At 67.5% G+C, this 17,144-nt stretch carries 14 protein-coding genes; 3 read left to right on the top strand and 11 right to left on the bottom strand.

Annotated elements, in window-relative coordinates; translation table 11 throughout:
* Positions 1–15: 15 nt before the first annotated feature.
* The 3 genes from cydC to C1876_RS14450 all read right to left on the bottom strand — a co-directional run bounded on the left by cydC (position 16) and on the right by C1876_RS14450 (position 4,956).
* Positions 16–3,537 (bottom strand): thiol reductant ABC exporter subunit CydC, encoded by a 3,522-nt coding sequence (gene cydC / locus C1876_RS14460; protein WP_114547433.1) that lies wholly within the window; start codon positions 3,535–3,537, stop codon positions 16–18.
* Positions 3,538–3,540: 3 nt separating this feature from the next.
* Positions 3,541–4,008, bottom strand: coding sequence for a YbaN family protein (locus C1876_RS14455; protein WP_114547432.1), 468 nt, complete (start codon positions 4,006–4,008; stop codon positions 3,541–3,543).
* Positions 4,009–4,155: 147 nt separating this feature from the next.
* Entirely contained in the window at positions 4,156–4,956 is an 801-nt protein-coding gene (locus C1876_RS14450) for a type III pantothenate kinase (protein ID WP_114547431.1), read from the bottom strand.
* A gap of 147 nt (positions 4,957–5,103) precedes the next feature.
* Between C1876_RS14450 and C1876_RS14445 the strand changes: the two genes are divergently transcribed.
* Positions 5,104–6,819 (top strand): OPT/YSL family transporter, encoded by a 1,716-nt coding sequence (locus tag C1876_RS14445; protein ID WP_114547430.1) that lies wholly within the window; start codon positions 5,104–5,106, stop codon positions 6,817–6,819.
* Positions 6,820–6,900: 81 nt separating this feature from the next.
* Here C1876_RS14445 and C1876_RS14440 read toward each other — a convergent pair whose 3' ends face one another.
* Positions 6,901–7,923, bottom strand: a complete 1,023-nt coding sequence (locus C1876_RS14440) for a glycosyltransferase family 2 protein (protein WP_114547429.1) — start codon at positions 7,921–7,923, stop codon at positions 6,901–6,903.
* Between the two features lie 4 nt (positions 7,924–7,927).
* Complete coding sequence (gene glf, locus C1876_RS14435) at positions 7,928–9,142, bottom strand: UDP-galactopyranose mutase (protein ID WP_114547428.1); 1,215 nt, start codon at positions 9,140–9,142, stop codon at positions 7,928–7,930.
* Positions 9,143–9,301: 159 nt separating this feature from the next.
* On the opposite strand from glf, the gene pta reads away from it, so the two are divergent.
* On the top strand, positions 9,302–10,303 hold the full coding sequence (gene pta / locus C1876_RS14430) for a phosphate acetyltransferase (RefSeq protein WP_114547427.1): 1,002 nt from the start codon (positions 9,302–9,304) through the stop codon (positions 10,301–10,303).
* A gap of 209 nt (positions 10,304–10,512) precedes the next feature.
* Here the strand turns inward: pta and C1876_RS14425 are convergent, their stop codons facing one another.
* The 6 genes from C1876_RS14425 to rnd all read right to left on the bottom strand — a co-directional run bounded on the left by C1876_RS14425 (position 10,513) and on the right by rnd (position 15,938).
* A complete protein-coding gene (locus C1876_RS14425; RefSeq protein ID WP_114547426.1) occupies positions 10,513–11,727 on the bottom strand; it encodes an acetate/propionate family kinase in 1,215 nt (404 codons plus the stop codon).
* A gap of 177 nt (positions 11,728–11,904) precedes the next feature.
* Positions 11,905–12,258 (bottom strand): histidine triad nucleotide-binding protein, encoded by a 354-nt coding sequence (locus C1876_RS14420; protein WP_114547425.1) that lies wholly within the window; start codon positions 12,256–12,258, stop codon positions 11,905–11,907.
* A 46-nt stretch (positions 12,259–12,304) separates the two neighbouring features.
* Complete coding sequence (gene xseB / locus C1876_RS14415; protein WP_114547424.1) at positions 12,305–12,562, bottom strand: exodeoxyribonuclease VII small subunit; 258 nt, start codon at positions 12,560–12,562, stop codon at positions 12,305–12,307.
* Complete coding sequence (xseA, locus tag C1876_RS14410; RefSeq protein ID WP_114547423.1) at positions 12,559–13,932, bottom strand: exodeoxyribonuclease VII large subunit; 1,374 nt, start codon at positions 13,930–13,932, stop codon at positions 12,559–12,561. The genes xseB and xseA overlap by 4 nt, the downstream gene beginning before the upstream one ends.
* A 9-nt stretch (positions 13,933–13,941) precedes the next feature.
* Positions 13,942–14,613 (bottom strand): zinc metallopeptidase, encoded by a 672-nt coding sequence (locus C1876_RS14405; RefSeq protein WP_114547422.1) that lies wholly within the window; start codon positions 14,611–14,613, stop codon positions 13,942–13,944.
* Positions 14,614–14,792: 179 nt separating this feature from the next.
* Positions 14,793–15,938, bottom strand: coding sequence for a ribonuclease D (gene rnd / locus C1876_RS14400; protein WP_114547421.1), 1,146 nt, complete (start codon positions 15,936–15,938; stop codon positions 14,793–14,795).
* Between the two features lie 70 nt (positions 15,939–16,008).
* Between rnd and C1876_RS14395 the strand changes: the two genes are divergently transcribed.
* Positions 16,009–16,920 (top strand): diacylglycerol/lipid kinase family protein, encoded by a 912-nt coding sequence (locus C1876_RS14395; protein ID WP_114547420.1) that lies wholly within the window; start codon positions 16,009–16,011, stop codon positions 16,918–16,920.
* Positions 16,921–17,144 lie beyond the last annotated feature (224 nt).

Raw genomic sequence — 17,144 nt, 5'->3', positions numbered from 1 at the left:
GAAAGGGAAAGCTCCCTAGCTCACTCTCCCCCTGTCCACCTGGTACTTCACGTCTGCTATGGCGGCGGTCGAGGCTCGGTGGCTTACCAGCACGATGGTCTTTCCCGTGCGGCCTTCGGCGAGGGCGCGCAGCACGGCGGCTTCGTTGAGGCTGTCGAGGTTCGACGTGGGCTCGTCGAGCAGCACGAACGGCGCGTCGTGCAAGAACACGCGTGCGAAGCCGATGCGCTGGCGCTCGCCGCCCGACAGCGTCTCGCCCAACTCGCCCACCGGCGTGTCGAGGCCCTTCCCCAACCGCTCCACAAGGCCCGACAGCGCTGCCTTGCGGCAGGCTTCGGCCAGCTCGTCGGGCGTGGCGTCCGGCTTCGCGATGAGGATGTTCTCGGCGATGGTGCCGGCGAACAGGTGCGTCTCCTGCGTCATATAGCCCTCCACCGCGCGCAGGCTCGCCGTGTTCACACGGCGCACGTCGGTGCCCGAGATCTCCACCACGCCGCGCGTGGCGTCCCAGAAGCGCATGAGCAGCTTGCACAGCGTCGACTTGCCCGACCCGCTGCGACCGGCCAGATGCACGACGCTGCCCGGCTCGATGCGCAGGTCCACGTCGTCGAGCACGGGATGCCCGTCGTACGAGAAGTCCACGCGCCGCACGGCCGCGCCCGTGAAGGCCTCGAGGTCAACGCCGTCGTCAACCTCCTCGGTCTGCGGGCGCTCGTCGATGAGCTCGAGCACGCGCGCACCCGAAGCGAGCGTCTGCTGCAGCGTGGAGCCCAGGTTCGCCACTGCGATGACCGGGCCGAACGACGACATGAGCGCAGCCGAAGCCACGAGCGCCGCGTCCGGGCCGATCGCGCCCGCAAGGCACAGCGCGCCGGACGCCAGCACCATGATCACGTCGAGCGCCAGCACGAGGCCGTTCGTCAGCGACATCGCCAGCGCGCCGCGCCCCTTGAGGCGCTCTTCCGCCCGCGCCAGCTCGTCCATGCGGTCATCGAGCTCGCGCGAGCGATCGGCCGCGCGCCCGAACTGCAGCGTCTCGCGCAGGCCGCGCAGGCTGTCGAGCACGAACGCGTTCATGGAGCCGATGCCCTCGCGCAGCTCGCGACCGCCCGACCCGCTCGCCTTCGACGCCGCAAACGGCACCACCACGCCCACGAGCACGTAGGAGACGAACGCCAGCAGCCCCAGCAGCGGCGAGATGGCCGCCACGAACGCCGTCATGCCCAGCGACACGATGAGCGCGATGATCGCCGGCGACAGCGTGTGCGCGTAGAACACCTCCAAAAGCTCGATGTCGCTCGTGACGAGCGACACGAGGTCGCCCTTGTCGCGCCCCTCGAGCTTCGCGGGCGCCAAGCGCCGTAACGCCGCGAACACCCGGTCGCGCACGAGCGCGAGCAGCTTGAACGCCAGGTAGTGGTTGCACAGCTGCTCGCCGTAGCGCAGCGGCCCGCGCACCACGCCGCACACGGCCACGAGCACCAACGCCGCGCCGTACCCCACCGCCTGCGGGTAGCCCGCCAGGTCGACGAGCGCGTAGGTGCCGAACACCGTGAGGAAGATGGCCGCCGCGAAGCCGGCCACGCCGAGCACGATGGCCAGCACCATCCAGGGCGCAAGCGGCCGCACGAGCTTCACAAGCTGCAGCATCACCGAAGCATGCGAGCGACGCGGGCGCGCCGGCGCCGCTTCGTCCTCGCCCGCCTCGTGAGCGACGGGGCAATCGGGGCAGCGCGCCGCCCCGGTCGCGGAAGCCGCCGGCTCCCCGGCGACGGACGCCCCCTCCTCGTCCTCAGGCTCGCCTACGTCGACCGCGCCCGCGAACCGCTCGAGCTCCACCTGCTGGTTCCACAGGCGCGCGTACGCACCGTCCTGCGCGAGCAGGTCGGCATGCGGCCCCGCTTCCACCACGCGTCCGTCGTCCAGCACGTAGATGCGGTCGGCATCGGCCACAGCGGCCAGGCGATGCGAGATCATGATCACGGTTTTCGTGCGCGCCAGCTCGTGGATGGCCTCGATGATGGCGCGCTCGCTCTCGGCGTCGACGTTCGACGTCGCCTCGTCGAACACGTACACCGGCGTGTCGTGCAAGAGCGCGCGAGCGAGCGCAAGGCGCTGCCGCTGACCGCCCGACAGGTTGCCGCCCTCCTCGGTTATCTCCGCGTCCAAGCCGCCCGCCGCGCGCACGAACCCGTCCACGCGACAGCGCGCGAGCGCGTTCCACAGCTCCTCGTCGCTCGCCTGCGGGTCGGCCAGGAGCAGGTTCGAGCGCACGCTGCCCTTGAACAGGTAGCTCGCGTACGGCACGGTGGTGACGGTGCTGGCCAGCGCCGCGCGCGACGCCTGCGCGAGCGGCACGCCGCCCACGTCCACCGACCCCGAGAACCCGGCGTTGCGACCCGACAGGATGCCGGCCAGCGTGGACTTGCCCGACCCGCTCTCGCCCACGATGCCCGTGAACGAGCCGACGGGCGCGTCGAAGTCCACCGCTTCGAGCACGGTGCGCTCGCCGTCGTAGGAGTACCCCACGCCGCGGCACGCGAACGACGCGCGGTCGGGCTCGATGACGCGCGAGCCGCGCTCAGGTTCGGGCGTGTCCAAGATGGCGAACATCTTCTCGGCCGCCGCCATGCCGTTCATGGCCGTGTGGAAGAACGACCCGAGCGTGCGCAGCGGGATGAAGAACTCGGCCGCGAGGAACACCACGGCGAAGGCGGCGAAGAACGGCACCTGCCCGATCGAGAACTGCCAGAGCGCCATGATGATGCCCACGGCCGCGCCGCCGTAGGCGAACACGTCCATCACGGTCACGGAGTTGAGCTGCATGCGCAACAGGCGCATCGTGGCCTGGCGAAACGTCTCGGCATCGCGGTTCATCGCACGATGCCGCGCCTCGTCGGCACGGTAGATCTTGAGCGTGGTGAGCCCCTGGAGGTTCTCGAGGAACGCCGCGCCCAGGTCGGTGTAGGCGCCCCAGTACGTGCCCATGGCGCGCTTCGCGATCTTCTGCACGGCCACGATGGACGCGGGGATGAGCGGCACGCAAGCCAACAGCGCCACGGCGGCCGGCAGGCACAGCGGCGCGAGGCAGGCGAACAGCGTGACGGGCGCGAGCACGGAGTAGAACAGCTGCGGCATATACGAGCCGAAGTAGCTTTCCAGCTGCTCGGTGCCCTCGACGCTCACCTGCACGGCCTCGCTCGTAGCCACGCGTTCCGAATACGAGGGCCCGAGGCGCACGAGCTTGTCGTACACACGCTTGCGCACGGTGCGCTTCGCCGCCGCGGCAGCAGCCTGCCCCATGCGCTGCGCAAGCGTCAGGCACGCCACGCGCACGGCGATGGCCGCCACGGCTGCCGTCGCGAGGTTGAACTGCACGTCGGCCACGTTGCCGCCCTCGATGAGCGCTTGCACGAACAGGCCGATGAGCAGCATGAGGCCGATGTTCGCCACGAGCGCCACCCATTGCAGCACGACGCTTGCCACCACGTACTTGCGCGCCGCGGGCACCATGCCCGCCAGACGTTTGCTGAACATCCCCTAGCCCTCCATCCGCTCGGGGTTGCGCTCGATCTCGCGGGTGCGCTGCGGAGCCGGAGCGCCGGTTGCCGCGCGGTCGGTCTTCACCACGAAGCCGAAGTACACGATGTGCGCGATCCACACGGCGGCCACGACGATGCGACCCACCGGCACGTTCGCCATGAGGACGAACGACAGGCCCAGCACGAGCGTGATCGGGCCGAGCAGCATGAGCTTCGCCTTCACGGTCATCGCGCGCTTCTTCGCGAACCCTTCGAGCACGGTGCGGTAGAGCTTCGTGCCGTGGAACCACACGTCGAGACGCTCGGAGCTGCGAGCGAAGCAGAACGCCGCGGCCAGCAGAAACGGCACCGTCGGCAGGATGGGCAGCACGGCTCCCAGCGCGCCCAGCCCGAAGCAGGCGAAGCCGCCCACCGCCCACAGCGCGCGCACGCCGCGACCTGCGCGCTTGTCCCTCTCGTTCGTCATGGCGCGTTTCCTTCCACCCGATAGTTTCCCTAATCTAACAAAGGTGAAATGATACGCGAATAAGGCGAATTTGTAAACCATGGCTAATTTCTACATAAGTACGGGGCGCGCAAAACGGGGGCGCTTCGCCCCGCACGCCGCGCTCCTCTAGCGCCGGTTGAGCGCGTGGAGCATGCTGAGGCCCCGGAGCGTGAGGTGCTCGTCGGTGCGTCCGATGCGCTGCGACAGCGCGGCGAAGGCGACCGCGTCCGACCCCGTGGCGATGACGTCGGTCTCGTAGCCTAGCTCGCGCCACACCATGTCGATGAGGCCGTCGATGAGCGCCACCTCGCCCATGACGAGGCCCGCCTGCATGGCCTCGCGCGTGTTCTTGCCCACCACCGACGCGGGCGCCTTGAGGTCGATCATCGCCAGCTGCGCCGCCGCATCCGCGAGCGCCTTCGCCGACAGCTTCACGCCCGGCGCGATGATGCCGCCCGTGAATGCGCCGTCGCGGTCCACCACCTCGAAGTTCGTCGTCGTGCCGAGGTCCACCACGACGAAGGGCGCCTCGTAGGTCGCGCGCGCGGCCACGAGGTCGGCCACGCGGTCGGCGCCCAACTCGCCGGGATCGTTGTAGCGCATCTTCACGCCCGTCTTCACCCCCGGCCCCACCACGAGCGGACGCCGCCCGGTGAGCGACCGCAGCGCCGACACCCACGCGTCGGTGAGGTCGGGCACCACCGACGCCACCACGGCATCGTCGCAGGATACGGGGCCGCCCTCGCGTGCGAGCAGGTCGAACAGGCCGGCCATGCGCAGGCGCGCCTCATCGGCCGTCATGCGCGGCGTGGTGGTCACCGACCAGGTGGCCGCCAGATCGCCGTCGACGAACAGCCCCAGGTTCGTGTCCGAGTTCCCCACGTCCACGCACAGCACCGTGCGCGCTGCTTCCCGTCCGTTGCCCATTGCCGCCTGCCTTTCCTGCGATTCTTGCCACATTCATGCGAATTTAGCGATGTTTTCCGCCGTTTTCGTCCAGTATACTGTACTCGTCCGTTCAGTAACCCGACTTCCCGAACGAGAGGGGAAGCGGATATACGAAAAGGAGAAGACATGGACACGCTCAAAGGGCAGCTGACGCTGCGCGGCATTATCATAGGCTGCGTCGGTTGCGCCATCATCACCGCTGCGTCGGTGTACACCGCCCTCAAGATGGGGGCGCTCCCCTGGCCCATCGTATTCGCGGCCATCATCTCGCTGTTCTTCCTCAAAGCCCTCGGGCACGGCAAGGCCAGCCTCAACGAAGCCAACGTCACGCACACCGTCATGAGCGCGGGCGCCATGGTGGCGGGCGGTTTGGCGTTCACCATTCCCGGCATCTGGATGCTCGGATACGCCGACGAGGTGGGCTGGTACGAGATGCTGCTCGTGGCGCTGTCGGGCGTCATCCTCGGCCTCGTGTGCACCGTGCTTCTGCGCCGCCACTTCATCGAAGACGCCGAGCTGGAGTACCCCATCGGCGAAGCGGCCGCGCAGACGCTCATCGCGGGCGACAAGGGCGGCAAGACCGGATGGAAGCTGTTCGGCTCCATGGGCCTCGCCGGCATCTACACGGCCCTGCGCGACGGCTTGGGGCTCATCCCGGCCATGCTGCTGGGCAACGTGAGCATCCCCGGCGTCGCGTTCGGCATCTACAACTCCCCCATGCTGCTGGCCGTGGGCTTCCTCGTGGGCACGGGCGCCGTCGTCGTCTGGTTCGCGGGCGCGGTGCTGGCGAACTTCGGCATCATCGCAGGCGGCTCCGCCGCGGGGCTGTGGGACATCGCCGCCGGTCAGGGCATCGTGTCGAGCCTCGGCATGGGCGTCATGATGGGCGCGGGCTTGGGCGTCATCTTCAAGAACATCCTGCCGAAGGCGTTCCGCATGCTCAAGGACACGCGCGGCGCGGTGACGTTCGGCGCGGCCACGGCCGACGGCGACGCGCCTGCGCAGCCGAAGGGCGCCAAGCGCAGCCGCCTGCGCCTCTCCGCCGGCCTCGCGGCATGCGCCGTGGCCGCCGTGGCGCTGCTCATCTGCTTCGGCCTGCAGCTGGGGCCCATGCCGGCCGTCATCGTGGTGGCGCTCGCGTGGGTGGCCACGGCCATGAGCGCGCAGAGCGTGGGGCAGACGGGCATCGACCCCATGGAGATCTTCGGCCTCATCGTGCTGCTGGCCGTGGCCGCCGTGTCCAGCCTGCCGCAAGTGCAGCTGTTCTTCGTGGCCGGCATCGTGGCCGTGGCGTGCGGCCTCGCCGGCGACGTGATGAACGACTTCCACGCCGGCCACGTGCTGGGCACGAGCCCGAAAGCGCAGTGGATCGGCCAGGCCATCGGCGCCGTCATCGGCGCGGTGGTGGCCGTGGCGGTCATGGCCGTCCTCGTGAGCGCCTACGGCCCCGAGTCGTTCGGACCGACGGCCTCGTTCGTCTCGGCGCAGGCCTCCGTCGTGGCCACCATGGTGTCCGGCATCCCATCCATCCCTGCCTTCGCGCTGGGACTGGCGCTCGGCTTCGGCCTCTACCTGCTGAACTTCCCCGCCATGATGCTGGGCTTGGGCATCTACCTGCCCTTCTACATGTCGTTCACCGCCTTCCTCGGCGCCATGGCGAAGGTGGTCTACGACGCCGTGTGCAAGCGCCGCCGCGCGAAGCTCGCGCCCGAAGCGGCGGCCGAGAAGGAGAAGGCGCAGGGCGAGACGGGCCTCATCGTGTCGTCCGGCCTGCTGGGCGGCGAGTCCATCGTCGGCGTGCTGGTGGCCCTGGCCGCCGTAGCCGCCGGACTGGGCGCGTAGAGGCGCAGGAGCGCCGGAACGCAAAAGCGCCGCCGGATCATCCGGCGGCGCTTACGTTCGGGGCGGAATCCGTCCCGCGCGCTAGTTGAACTTGAAGATCTTCTGGGCCATGCGGTAGCCGGTGATGCCGATGCGGCGACCGAAGCTCGTGGGCAGGTTCGTGCCCATGTTGAGCGTGCTGCGGCGGATGGGGCGGTAGGCATCGGGGTTGTGCTCTTTGAGGTAGTCCCAGATGGCCTCGCGCTTGTCCTCGGCCTCGTCGGTGTCGATCATGCGCAGGAAGATGGAGCAGATGCACATCATCATGGACAGGTAGTTCTCCATGTAGCGCTCGAGGCGCCGCTCGGACACGTCGTCGGGCAGGCGCACCGCGTCGATCATCTGGCGCGTGACGCGCAGCTGCTGGTCGATGCGGCCCATCATGACGTTCTCGTTGACGCTCTGGTCTTCGCGGCCGATGAAGTAGCGGTACATGTCCACGTCGCGGTAGTAGATGGTCTTCACGTGCGGCAGCGGCACGTACACGAAGATGTTGTCCACGTAGAAGCAGTGCTCCGGCAGCTTGAGGCCCATGTCGCGCAGCAGGTCGGTGCGGTAGATCACCGAGTGCATGAGCAGGTACTGGCTCTGCCCGAAGTGGCCCACGTCCTCCCAGCCGAACTCGCGGCCCTCGGGGAACACGTTGCGGTAGTGCATGATGGTGCGCGAGCCTTCGTGCACCTTCTCGTACACGTAGTTGCCGATGACGAGATCGGTGGGATGCGGCAGCTCGGCCTGACGGCGCAGGTAGGCCATGATCTCGGCCATGGCGTGCTCGTCGAGCCAGTCGTCGGAGTCCACCACCTTGAAGTAGCGGCCCGTCGCGTTGGCCAGGCCCGTGTTCACCGCCGAGCCGTGCCCGCCGTTCTCCTTGTGGATGGCGCGGATGAGGTCGGGGTGGCGCTCCTGCCAGGCATCGGCCTTCGCCGCCGTGTCGTCCTTCGTGGAACCGTCGTCGACGATGAGGATCTCGATATCGTCGCCGCACTTGAGGATGGACTCGATGCAGTTGTCCATGTACGCCGCCGAGTTGAAGCATGGCACGGCGAATGAGATGGTCTTCATGATGCTACCCCACCAGCTCGTCGGCGAGCGCCAGCGCGCGGCCGATGATGACGTCCATGTTGTAGTAGCGGTACTCGGCCAAACGCCCGAGCGGATGGAAGTTCTCGAGCGACGTGGTGAGCGCGCGGTAGCGCTCGTAGTGCGCGGCGTTCTCGTCGTTGATGATGGCGTAGTACGGCGTCTGCTTCTTCGGGTCGTCGTAGGAGTGGCTGTACTCCTTCATGATGGTGGCCTTGTCGCTTTCCTGCCCCGTGAGGTACTTGAACTCGGTGATGCGCGTGTAGTCCTCGGTCACCGTGAAGTTCACCGTGCCGCAAGGCAGCACGTGCTCGGCGTCGTGCGTCTCGTACACGAAGTCGAGGCTGCGGTACGGCAGGCGGCCGAAGCGCGACAGGAACAGCTCGTCGAGCGGGCCGGTGTAGATGATGGGGCCCGTGAACGGCGCGTCCTTGATGAGGATGGCGGACAGCGGCGCGTTTTCCTCGTCGCTCTCGAATTCCAGCTCGAACACGTTCTCGGCCTCGGTGTCCAGGCACACGACGATGTTCTCGTGGTCGAGCATGCGCTCGAACAGCGGGGTGTAGCCGTGCAGCGGCATGCCCTGGAAGGCGTCCTGGAAATAGCGGTTGTCGCGCGACAGGAACACGGGCACGCGCGCCGTGACGCTCGGGTCCACTTCCTCGGGCGTGAGGCCCCACTGCTTCTGCGTGTAGTAGAGGAACACGTTCTTGTAGATGAAGTCGGCGACCTCGGTGAGGTCGGGGTCGTCGAGGCTGCGCAGCTCGGTGATGGTCACCTTGCGCTCGTCGCCGAACGTGGCGATGAGCTTCTCGATGAGCTCGGAGGCGCGCTCCTCGCCGAAGGCGATCTCCATGGAGTTCTTGTTGAATGGCACCGGCATGTACGTGCCGTACCAGTCGGCCAGCACCTCGTGCTGGTAGTCGCGCCACTCGGTGAAGCGGCGCACGTAGTCGAAGGCGCGCTCGTCGTTCGTGTGGAAGATATGGGGCCCGTAACGGTGCACGAGGATGCCCGCCTCGTCGGCCTCGTCGTACATGTTGCCGCCGATGTGGGAACGCTTCTCGATGACGAGGACGCGCTTGCCGCCGCGCTCGGCCAGCTCGCGCGCCATGACGCCGCCGGCGAACCCGCTGCCCACGACCACCGCGTCGAAGTCGCCTCGGTCAATGTCCCTGAAATCACAGTACCGCACGCCCATAGGGGAACCTTCCTCTTTTTCTTCTGTAGTTTGAAAGGGCCTTTCCGGCCCAAAATATGCGCATCTGCACCGAGAATGCATTATATAGGGGATTTCTCCCCGCCGGGGCACTATCATACAGGTATCCGAAAAACGACAAGTTTAGAAAGGACCGAGCCGATGAGTTCATTCCTGGAAACGATGCTCGCCCGCGCCAAAGCGGACCGTCAGACGATCGTGCTGCCCGAGGGCGACGACGAGCGCACGCTGGCCGCCGCCGAGCGCATCCTTGCCGACGACATCGCCGACCTGGTCATCCTGGGCGACGCGGACGCCATCGCAGCCAGCTCGTACGCGCTTGACGGCGCGCGCGTCATCGACCCGCGCACGTCCGATTTGCGCGCCGGGTTCGCAACGCAGCTCTACGAGCTGCGCAAGGCGAAGGGAATGACGCCCGAGCAGGCCGAGGAGCTCATGGACAACGTCCTGTACTTCGGCGTGATGATGGTGAAGACGGGCGGCGCCGACGGCATGGTGGCCGGCGCGTGCCACGCCACGGGCGACGTGCTGCGCCCCTGCCTGCAGATTCTCAAGACCGCGCCGGGCGTGAAGCTGGTCAGCTCGTTCTTCGTCATGGTGGTACCCGACTGCGACCTGGGGCAGCAGGGCACGTTCCTGTTCTCGGACTGCGGCCTGGAAGTACAGCCCGACGCCGAGAAGCTCGCGCACATCGCCGTGAACTCCGCGAAGTCGTGGAAGACGCTCATGGGCACCGACGCCGCCGTGGCGCTGCTGTCGCACTCGTCCTACGGCTCGGCGAAGAACAACGACTCCGCCAAGGTGGTCGAGGCCACCGAGATCGCCAAGGAGCTTGCGCCCGAGCTCGCGCTCGACGGCGAGCTGCAGCTCGACGCGGCCATCGTGGGCTCCGTCGGCGCCTCGAAGGCCCCCGACTCCCCCGTGGCCGGCCGCGCGAACGTGCTGATCTTCCCCGACCTCGACGCCGGCAACATCGGCTACAAGCTGGTCCAGCGCCTCGCGAAGGCCGAAGCCTACGGCCCCATCACCCAGGGCATCGCCGCCCCCGTGAACGACCTCTCCCGCGGCTGCACCGCCGACGACATCGTAGGCGTGATCGCGATAACCTGCGTGCAAGCGCAAGCGAAGAAGAACGCGGAGTAAACTGGCGCCCTCCCCCATTTTGCGCCTGACGGCGCGCTGGGGATTTGGTGATCGTGCGCCGGGCGCAACCGGGAAGACTCCCTGGTTGCGCCTGGCGCTTTTTTTGGGGCTCCCGGAGCCGTTCCCAGGCGCAAAAAACGGGAAGGGACTCCCCAGAGGGAGCGAAAGAGAGAAGCCCCCGGCATGCCGGGGGCTTCTCTCTTTTCCCTTTACACCAGCGGAACGTCTACTTTTTCGTGGAGGATCTCGTAGGTGTCGCGGGCGATCATGTATTCCTCGTTCGTGGGGATGATGATGATCTTGACCGGGGAGCTCTCGGTGGAAATCTCGCGCTCGAAGCCGCGCTGGCGGTTCTTCTCCTCGTCGAGGATCATGCCGAGAGGCTGCAGGCCCGTGAAGATCATGCGGCGCATCTTCTCGCAGTTCTCGCCCACGCCGGCGGTGAGCACGATGGCGTCGACGCCGCCCATGACGGCGATGTACTGGCCGATGTACTTCTTCACCGAGTTCGAGTACATGTCGTAGGCCAGCATGGCGCGCTCGTGGCCCTGCTCGGAGGCGTCGCGGACGCTGCGCAGGTCGTTCGAGATGCCGGAGATGCCCAGCAGGCCCGACTTCTTGTTCATGAGGTCGTTCACCTCGGAGGCGCTCAGGTTCTCGTGCTCCATGATGAACGGCACGATGGCCGGGTCCACGGCGCCGCAGCGCGTGCCCATCATGAGGCCGTCGAGCGGGGTGAGGCCCATGGACGTGTCCACGGCCACGCCGTGGTCGATGGCCGACATCGAGCAGCCGTTGCCCAGATGGCAGGTGATGAGCTTGAGGTCTTCGAGCGGCTCGTCGAGCACGACGGCGGCGCGTTCGGAGATGTAGCGATGCGACGTGCCGTGCGCGCCGTACTTGCGGATGGCGTACTTCTCGTACAGCTCGTAGGGCAGCGGGTACATGAAGGCCTTCGGGGGCAGCGTCTGGAAGAACGACGTGTCGAAGACGGCCACCATGGGCGTTTCCGGCATGTGCTTCAGGCACGCGTTGATGCCCATGAGGGCGGCCTTGTTGTGCAGCGGGGCCAGCTCGGCCAGCTCGTCGATCTTCTCGATGACGTCGGCGTCGATGAGCACGGAACGGTCGAAGTACTTGCCGCCCTGCACGATGCGATGTCCCACGGCGTCGATCTCATCGAGCGAGTCGATGGCCTTCGCGGGGCCGCTCGTCAGCGAGTCGAGCACGAGCGCCATGGCGTCGTCGTGGTCGGCCATTTTGGCGTCGATGACTTCCTCGTTCTTATCGAGGCCGTGCTTGTGAAACGCCTCGGCGGAACCGACGCGCTCGCAGATGCCCTTCGCCAGCAGCTCTTGCTGCTCGACGTTGACCAGCTGGTACTTCAAGGAAGATGATCCCGCATTGATGACTAGTACGTTCAACGACCTGCCTCCTTCAGTATTCCTAAAACGCTTATTTTAGGCGTGGGCGGCAACGCCCGCATGCAAACGGGCCTCAGTATCGGCCAGCGGCGCGCCGCTCACCGAAAACACGGAAGAGGCCGCCGCATCGCCAGGGGATGCAACGGCCTCGTAATACGCTCCTCAACAGGGTAAACGCTACTTCGCCGACGGGTCGCCCGAGTTCATGGGCGCGCCGCCCAGCACGTGCACGTGAATGTGGTGCACCGACTGCTGCGCATCGTCGTTCGTGTTCACGATGACGCGGTAGCCGCTCTCGGCGATGCCCTTGAGGTCCGCCACCTTCTTCACGGTGTTGAACAGGTAGCCCAGCTCCTCGTCGGGGATGGCGTCGCCGATGTTGTCGTAATGGTTCTTCGGCACGATGAGCGTGTGCACGGGCATCTGCGGGTTCACGTCCTCGAACGCGAGCACGCGGTCGTCCTCGTACACCTTCGTCGAAGGGATCTCCCCCGCCACGATCTTGCAGAACAGGCAGTCTTCCTTGCGCATATCCTTCTCCTTCTCGAAACGGCTTCCCGAACGCCGGTTTTCCCCGCTAGGACAGGTTCGTGTCGCGCGCGCCGTCGTCGGCGTCGGCCACGAGCTCGCCCATGAGCACGTCCACCTTCTGCTGCGCCTCCGTGAGGCGGCCTTGCAGGGCCGCGAGCAGGGAAACGCCGCGCTCGTAGCTCTTCAGGCTGTCCTCGAGCTCGAGCGAGTTGCTTTCCAGCACGCCCACGATGCCGTCGAGCTCGGCCATGGCCTCGCGAAACGTCAACTCCTCGATGGGCTTCAATTCAGGGTTCTCGATCATGATGCATCCTCCCACTCGATGATTTCGGTATCCACGCGGCGCGTCTGCTCCACCCGGCAGGCCAGCACGCCGTCGGCCACGGTGACGTCCACCGCCGAGCCGGGCGGCGCGGCGTCCACGCTTTTGACCACGGCGCCCTCGGGCGTGCGCGCGATGGCGTAGCCGCGGCCGATGACGGCGAGGGGCGACAGGTCGTGCAGGCGCGCCGCCGCGAGCGCCGCCTGCTGCCCGAAGCGCGGCACGAGCGCGCCGCCGCACGAGGCCAGGCGCTCCCGTTCGTGCTCGAGGCGCGCCCGATCGCGGTCGAGGCTCGCCGGCAGCGCGCATGCGAGCCGCTCGCGCTGTCGCTCCACGAGCGCCTCGTCGCGCGCGAGATTCGCCGGCAGCGCCCGGAACAGGCGGTCGGCGGCCATGTCGAGCATCTGCGCCTCGGTGGCGTACAGCAGCTGCGCATCGCAGAATAGCGGGCGCGTGGCGCAACGGCGCACTTCGGCGCCCGCGCGGTCGAGCGCGCGTCCCATGCTGGCCCGCAGCGAGCCGCACCGCGCCTCGAACAGACGCGCAAGGCTCTCGCGCGCCGGGCTCACGGCCTCGGCCGCCGCCGTCGGCGTGGAGGCGCGCACGTCGGCCACCATGTCGGCGATGGACGTATCGGGCTCGTGCCCGATGCCGGTCACCACGGGCACGGGGCACTTCCCGATCATGCGGGCCAAACCCTCGTCGTTGAACGGCATGAGGTCCTCGAACGAGCCGCCGCCGCGCACGACGAGCACCACTTCGGCGCCCGCACGCACCACGGCGCGCATGCCCTCGACGATGCCCGCGGGCGCCTGCGCGCCCTCCACCGCCACACCCGCCACGAGCACGCGCGCGAGGGGGAAGCGACGGCGCAGCGTGCGCAGCACGTCGTGCACGGCGGCGCCGCGCGGCGAGGTGACCAGGCCGATGGCCACCGGATACGCCGGCAGCGGACGCTTGCGCTCGGGACGCATGAGGCCCTCGGCCTCCAGCTTGCGGGCGAGGTTCGCCACCTGCAGGCGCAGGTTGCCCTCGCCGGCGAGCGCGATGGAGAACACGTCGAAGTTCATGCGGCCCTTCGGCGCGTAGAGCGTGAAGCGCCCGGTCAGCTCCACGAGCTGACCCACGGCCAGGCGCACGCCCGACGCCTGGAAGCGGTTGTTCCACATCATGCACGGCAGCGCCGCGCTCGGGTCCTTCACGGTGAAGTACACGGCCTTGTAGCCGGGCTTGTTCGACACCTCGGACACCTCGCCCATCAGGCGCACGGTCACGCCTTCAAGCGCGCCCTTCGCAAGCGCCATGGCGCCCGACACGGACAGCGCTTCGGAGCCCTTCTCCCCGTTCCCCATGGCGCGCCGTTAGTCCCGGCGCTGGCCGAGCAGCCACAAGAGCTGCAGGATGGAGGTGAGGGCCGCGGCCACGTAGGTGAGGGCGCAGGCGCGCAGCACGTTGAACGAGCCGGTCTGCTCGGCCTGCGGCAGGCCCGTCGTGTTCATGTAGACCATGGCGCGCGACGAGGCGTTGAACTCCACCGGCAGCGTGACCAGCTGGAAGATGACCACGGCGGCGTACATGATGATGGCGAGCGTAGTGAGCTGCGCGATCTGCATGAAGATGCCGAGCATCAGCAGGAAGATCCACGCGTTCGACGCGAGGTTCACCACGGGCACGAGCGCCCCGCGGATCTTCATGGGCGCGTAGCCCTGGTCGTACTGGCACGCATGGCCCACTTCGTGGCATGCGGTGGCCGTCGCCGTGATGGAGCGGCCGTCGAAGGCGTCGGGCGACAGCGTGACGGAGTTCGACCGCGGGTCGAAGAAGTCCTGGCCCGGGCCGCCGCGACGCACTTCCACGTCGCCGATGCCGTAGTAGCGAAGCATGCGGCGCGCAGCCTCGGCGCCGGTGAGACCGGTGGAGATGGGCACGTGCGTGTACTTCTTCAGCTGCGAGTTCACGTACCAGGTTGCCACGCCGCCGATGGCGAGCGTCGCGACGATCAGCAGCAGGTATCCACTACTCAATCCGAACATGGGGTATTTCACTCCTTCAAAAGGGGTATCGCGCGGCCGTGTTCGGCCGTGCGCTTCGTTGTCTTCGACAAGTATACCGGATGGGCAAATCGCCCGAAAACACAGGGACAAGCTCTGTCAAATCACCAAACGCTCGTCACCGTCCCGTTACCGTTGCGGCGGACGCGCGCCGCCCGCGCTCAGCCCCGGCGCTCCACCTTGAGGTCGGTGCCGTCGATGCTGAGGCTCAGCTTGCCTTCCAGAAGCTCGAGCAGCTCCTCGCCCACGAGGGCGCGTCGCCACCCCCGCAGCAGATCGACGCCCTCGCGATAGCCGCGCGCGACGCGCGACAGATCGTCGTGGCTGGCAAGCGTGGGGAACGCCACGCCGTTCTGCTTGGCGCGCAGGCGCACGAGCGCGCACATGAGGTCGAGCTCCGCGTCCACGTTCGGCTCGTTCTTGCCGCAGCGGTCGGGCTCGGGCCACGAGTCGGGCGAGGCGTCCACCGCCGCGGAGATGAGCGCCACCACCGTGCGCGCGTCCTTCGTGGACAGGCGGTCGGACAGGCCGCGCACCATGAACAGGTCGTCGATGGAGCGGGCCTCGCGCTTGCACGCCTCCACGATCTGCTCGTCGGTGACCACCCACTTGCGGGGCACGTCGCGTCGCTGGGCCTCCAGCTCGCGCCAGGCCGCCACCTCGCGGGCCGCCGACAGCTGGCGGCGCGACAGCTGCGAAACGCGCTTGAGGCGCTTGTAGCGCTCGCGCTCGTTCGTCTCGTAGCGCTTCGGGTCGCCCATGTCCTCGAAGTCGCGGTCGAGCCATGCGAGTCGCCCGAGCTCCACGAGCTGCGCCCGCATACGCTCGTACATGCGCGGCAGGTACACCACGTCGTCGGCGGCGTACTCGAGCTGCGAGTCGGACAGCGGGCGCCGCGACCAGTCGGTGAAGGAGTCGATCTTCTTGAGCGTCACGCCGCACTCGGCATGCACGAGCGCCGCATAGCCGATCTGCTGCGTGTGCCCCAGAAGCGCGGCGGCCACCTGCGTGTCGAACAGCGGGCGCGGCAGCACGCCCACCTCGCGCAGCAGGATCTCGAGATCCTGGTTGCCCGCATGGAACAGCTTCATCACGTTTTCATTGCGCAGCACGGGCGCCAGCACGCGCAGATCGCCCACTGCGAAGGGGTCGACGATGGCCGTCTCGTCGTCGGTTGCGAGTTGAATCAAGCACAGCTTCGCGTAGTAGGTTTTCTCGCGCAGAAACTCCGTGTCGATGGCGAGCACGCTGGAATGCATGGCGCGCTCGACGAACGCCACGAGGTTTTCTTGGTTTGCTATGTACACCGGGTGTTCCTTACTTTGTGTTTCCTTGCTCATGTTGTACCATGCCATCATAGCAACTGAAAGGGAATCTGTGAAACTGCTCGTCATCAACAACCTCTCATCCGGCTTCGGAGAAGGCGCCGTGTACGATTTCGTGCGGGCGTTCGTCAAGGACGGCGACGAGGCGTGCCTGCGTTCGACGGACGGAACCACCGACGTGAGCGCGCTTTTGCACGACGCCGCGTCCTTCGACGCCGTCATCGCGAGCGGTGGCGACGGCACCGTCGCCACGGTGAGCTACCTGCTGGCGAACACCGAGGTTCCCGTCCTGCCCTTCCCCGCCGGCACCGCGAACCTGCTGGCCCTCAACCTGGCCTCGCCCATGGAGCCCCACGCGCTGGCGAAGATGGTGCGGGAGGGTCGCACGCTCGATTTCGACCTGGGCGAGATCGAGGTGGCCGACCGCAAGTTCGGCTTCGGCATCATGGCGGGCGCAGGCTACGACGCGGCCATCATGCACGGCGCCGAGGCGGGCAAGCGCCTGTTCGGGCCCATGGCGTACCTTTCGGCCGCCGTCTTCAACCCGATGCCGCAGAAGTCGCATTTCACCATCGACCTCGACGGCCGTCAGGTGGAAAGCGACGGGTTGGGCATCCTGCTGGTCAACTTCTCGAAGATACAGTTCGACATCACGGTGACCCACGACAACGCGCCGCGCGACGGCGAGTTCGACGTGGTGGTGCTCAAGGCGAAGACGGCCTTCGAGCTGATCCCCGCCGTGCTGGCCGGCCTGCTCGACCGCGGCGGCGAATTCCCCGACCGCACGGGGGCCCTCGAGATTCACCGCGCGCGCGAGGTGCGCGTCGTGGCCGACCCGCCCATGGAAGTGCAGTACGACGGCGAAGCCACGCGCCTCATGACGCCGTTCTCAGCCCGCATCGTACCGAGAGCCGCCCGCTTCTTCGTCAGCGAAGAAGGCTACGAGCTGTTCGCCGGAGAATAGAAAGGGAGCGGGGCGAACGCCCGACCCCCCGTCGTGCCCTTGACGCCATCGCCCCCCCCTATTTGCGCCCGCAGGGGAACGTGCGGGTTCCCTGCGCTTCGCGGGCGCCATGGGGGGAAGCCCCTGGTTGCGCCCGCAGAAGGACGGGTTGATCCCTTAGCGCCATCGCGGGCGCAAAAAAAGGGAGGGGGATGGACCCTCATCGCGAACGCAATGGGGGGGGG

Origin of the sequence: Eggerthella sinensis, from assembly GCF_003339815.1 — a bacterium.
Taxonomy (GTDB): Bacteria; Actinomycetota; Coriobacteriia; order Coriobacteriales; family Eggerthellaceae; genus Eggerthella; species Eggerthella sinensis.
The sequence above is the reverse complement of the archived record's forward strand: the minus strand, read 5'-3'. Positions and strand labels throughout refer to the sequence as shown.